The organism is Deltaproteobacteria bacterium (assembly GCA_016874735.1).
Lineage (GTDB): Bacteria > Bdellovibrionota_B > Oligoflexia > Oligoflexales > CAIYRB01 > CAIYRB01.
In genome coordinates, this window is the sequence record VGTI01000136.1 from 1 (window position 1) to 4131 (window position 4131).

At 50.2% G+C, this 4131-nt stretch carries 4 protein-coding genes; 1 reads left to right on the forward strand and 3 read right to left on the reverse strand.

Annotated features, from left to right (window positions below):
• Nucleotides 1-146: 146 nt before the first annotated feature.
• The 3 genes from FJ146_19615 to FJ146_19625 form a co-directional block, all read right to left on the reverse strand.
• The gene (locus tag FJ146_19615; protein MBM4254179.1) at nucleotides 147-1136 is read right to left on the reverse strand and encodes a hypothetical protein; all 990 of its coding nucleotides are present in this window, start codon (nucleotides 1134-1136) and stop codon (nucleotides 147-149) included.
• 253 nt (nucleotides 1137-1389) lie between these two features.
• The gene (locus tag FJ146_19620) at nucleotides 1390-2610 is read right to left on the reverse strand and encodes an IS91 family transposase (protein ID MBM4254180.1); all 1221 of its coding nucleotides are present in this window, start codon (nucleotides 2608-2610) and stop codon (nucleotides 1390-1392) included.
• Nucleotides 2570-3439, reverse strand: coding sequence for an integrase (locus FJ146_19625; protein ID MBM4254181.1), 870 nt, complete (start codon nucleotides 3437-3439; stop codon nucleotides 2570-2572). The genes FJ146_19620 and FJ146_19625 overlap by 41 nt, the downstream gene beginning before the upstream one ends.
• A 119-nt stretch (nucleotides 3440-3558) precedes the next feature.
• On the opposite strand from FJ146_19625, the gene FJ146_19630 reads away from it, so the two are divergent.
• Entirely contained in the window at nucleotides 3559-3804 is a 246-nt protein-coding gene (locus FJ146_19630) for a hypothetical protein (GenBank protein MBM4254182.1), read from the forward strand.
• Nucleotides 3805-4131 lie beyond the last annotated feature (327 nt).

Genomic DNA, 4131 nt, shown 5'->3' on the forward strand with positions numbered 1-4131 from the left:
CGGAGTTGTCGCAGAAGGGGGTACTCTTCTCCGGCACAGGACGTGGAGCCACAGTTAAGTCGCGAGCGGCCAAGGTCTCTCGCGCACATGGCAACGAAGCGTCAAAAAAGACACGGCAGAGGCGTGTTGGCTTTGCCGTAGAAGCCTTACCCCTTTAGGGGGAGGTAGATCACCATCATGCTGCTACCAACGACCGTAGCGAAACTCTGCGATTTACCGCGCGAACTTGGGGTAATGGGGCCAGCATCATAAGTAGTGTCGTACCAGAGCGGGGCATCGGCATAAAATCGCGAGGCATCTGAATTTGTGATCACAGCTGTCCAGCCGCCTCCCTCAGTCGTCATATCGCAATAGACTGTAAATGCGGCCGATCCTCCAGCTCCATCAGGGTCTATGGTGTAAACCCCATCACCTGTATCACCGGTATAGGTGTAAAGCCCCGATCCGCTGCGGTAAGCGTTGCAACTGATCGCGTAGGTGCCGTCGCTCCAATTGCGCGACGTACCATTGATGACGATTGGGATGCTGTTCCAGTAGCATGTGGAGCTACCATCGGTAACTCGCACCCAGCTACTGCTGGCACCTTTGCAAATACATTGAGTGTAGGACGAGGTGATGGCAAGAGCGCCGTCATGGGCATTATCGCAGGAATAAGGCGCCGAGGCGTTTTTTGCCATCCGCATGGTGCCGGCTACGTCAAGTGTAGCAACGGGTGTCACTGTACCAATACCGACGTTGCCGAGTAGATTCAAGCCTGCCGTGTTACCAAGTTGTAACTGCTTCGTAGTTACTCCGTCCGTGGCAATGGCGTCTATGGCTAGACCATTCGGACTGATGCGAATAATCGGGTTTGTGGTATTTGAAGTAAGAGCCGCAGAGTCACCGATCCAAAGCTGCCGGTTACTGGTCCGATTGACACCAGCCAGGAATGCAATACCACTCGTTGATGTGTTGGCGGCCGCATAGAACTCCTGACCTGACAGGATCAAACGCGGGTTTGCTTGAACCGTGTCATAGAGTTCAAGCTTCGCAGCTGGCGCCGTCGTCCCAATGCCCGAGGTTGGGGCGACTGGCCATACTCGGCGGTAGTTGCGGTTGCGGCGCTGCTTATGGCCAATGGTGGTCAGCGTGATCATTGGGCCTGTCGCCTCAAGCTGGATTGGGACGTCCCTATGGGGATTGAGTCGAGTTTTTTGGCTCGGTGATAACCCACACCGACTATTTTTATCCGAGTCTCGTGGCTACGGGTATAAGTGACGGCGTTAATGATGCACCAGGACTTCAAATCTGACCTAACTTTTTGCCACTATTTTTCGTTTTTTTCACCAAGCTCAATAAGGTCCGTGGCCCGGATCTCCAGACTGGTAGTTTGTGATGTTGGTGGCGATGTCATGTGCTGTCGGTGATCTTCACCGGCATGATGGTCTCGATTGGGATCATCTTTCCTGCCTTACACTTTTGACACTCGTCACTGGTGATCGGTGAGGCGGTGGCAAACTCAGCGACCATCTCGGCGACAGATTTTGTGCCCTTGTCATGACTTTCGGGTAATAGCTTGCGTGCTGCTGCTAGCGCTGTTTTCTTGCGTGATGACCCCAGGATTCCGTAGTGGCGAATACGCATGAATCCCCGCGGTACTACATGCAAAAGAAATCTCCTCATGAATTCCACCGTCGGCAGAGTCATCTCGGTAGATGCGGATTTTCCCTCCTTCTCCGCTTGGCGGTCGCGGATTTTAAAACGCACCGTCTTCTCATCAAACTCAAGCAGCCTATGATTGGCAAAGGCTATGCGGTGTGTATAGCCGCCCAGGTATTTGAGGACGTGCATTGGGTTTTGAAATGGCTTTTTGGCGTACACATTCCAATCTTGCTTGAATGTGGTGTCGAGCAGGTCTTGAAAAGCAGGGCGGTTAGCGAGATGCTCGTTGATATCAAGAAATGTCAGTGGTCCCTTACTGTAGGCGCGACGGATCATCTTGATAAATTTTGCTCGAAAAACACTGCCTAAAGCTCTGACGTTAAGAAAGAATTTTTCTTCCGTGTGGACCCACCTGCTGTCACCGTCAGCTAAGCCACCGCCTGGTATCACCATGTGAATATGAGGATGTAAACTCAGGTTTTGACCCCACGTGTGCAGCACTGCAATCATCCCTGGCTCAGCTTGATACTTGCGTCTAAACACCTCCTTAAGCGTTGCGGACGACGCCCTGAAAAGAATGTCATAAATAGTTCTTTTATTCGTCAGTATCAGTTCGTTAAATTCATGAGGTATCGTGAAAACCACATGGTAATAACAAACCGGCAAAAGATCCGCAGCCCTCTCCTCGATCCATTCACGCTTCGCTGCAAATTGACACTTGATACAGTGCCGGTTGCGACACGAGTTATAGGATTGCTCTCGGTTATCGCACCGGTTGCATTCGTAAATATGACCACCCAAGGCAGCCGTACGGCACTCAGTGATGGCTTTGACCACTTTTTGTTTTTGCCAGGATAAAATTCCGAGTTTATGCCTATGAAACCTAAAAATATCGGCCATATCTAATTTTGGTTTTTCCACTTTTGATTTACCGACCTGGCTGCAGATGGTCGAGAGGACTAACGACACGAGCGATGAATTCCTTAGCCACCTGCAGATAAATTACCGTGGTCGAAATGTCTTCATGGCCCATCATTTTTTGAATGACGCGTAGATCTACGCCCTGCTCCAAAAGGTGTGTTGCAAAGCTATGGCGTAAAGAATAAAGGCACGACTTCTCGCCAAGTCTAGCCTTGGGCTTAAGACGCCTAAAGACTGCGCTTACCGAGTCCACGTTCATTGGCTCGCCAGGTTGTTCTCCGGGAAAGATGAAGCCCTGTCGCGGTGGTTTAGTTGCCCGCCAGTAGTCACGCAGTAGCTCAAGCAATTGATCCGAAAGCATCACATACCGGTCCTTGGCTCCCTTACCGTGACGCACATGAATTACTTTTTCATTCGTGTTTATGTCAGCCACTTTGAGAAAAGTAAGTTCCACAGGCCGCACTCCCGTGGCATACATCGTCGTCAGTAAGGCGCGGTGCTTAATGTTTGTGGCGCACTTTAAAAGTCGTGTGATCTCATCTCTCGACAAAACAACCGGCAAAGACCTAACGTCCTTCATGTAAGGAATGAGGTTATAGTCCCAGTCTTTTTTTAAGACACTCCGGCAGAAGAATTTGATCGCAGCTGTCTGAGAGTTTACATAAGCAGGCGAATGCTTGCGTTTTCGAATGAGGTGACTTTGGTAATCATTGATTTTATTGATGGTTAAGTTGCTAGGTTTTAGTCCCACATAAAATTTAAAAAAGTAGTCAAGACTCTCGGCATACCCAAGTATAGTTTTCTTGCTGCGACCCCGAATCTCCATCTGCTTTACAAACTCTGTGATGTGAGGTGGTGTCGACTTAATTCTGTACATGGCTGATCCTCCAATAGAAATTGGAGGCCAGGAAAGCCCTGATGGACGGCCTTTTCAAGGAAACAAAGCAGTGCTAAGGTGGCGCCTCGCAACACCCGACCCAACGCCGGAGGTAACTATTGGCAACTATGGAAGATCTTGATTTTGGACCAGTCTTAATCACTCGCGGTAAACACAAGGGCACCATTGGTTACTACGACGACACCAACGGCCGGAGCGCACTAGTGTTTCTTGGCGCACCGTTTGTGTCGCCATATGTTTGGCTACCATTCAAAAGCATCGAGCCAGTTGGCAACGCAGCAAGCTTGGAGATCGAGGTGTTTAGAAAAGATAATCCAGAGCTATGTGAAATAATGGGCGTGTGAGTTAAGGAATCGCCCGAAGGGCACGGAGCGAAGCGGAGAGCACTTCGGGCTTAGTTCAGTACATGTGGATCAAGTGATCGGCCTTGCACTAAAAATTGAAGATCTCAAGCGCACAGCGGCAGGCTGAAATAAAATTTGGCATCCACACGCTGCGCCTATTTGCCAAAGTGAAGTGGCGCAGGACTTACGCTGCCGCTTACCTGATTCTATCTAACTTTTAAGACACCTACCGCCCTTGTGATTTGGTAAGCGGCCTCAACCCAGGAGGCCCCTTATGTCCAACGACCCCGTATCGCCATCCCTAGAGCAACGACTTGATGTCGTGCA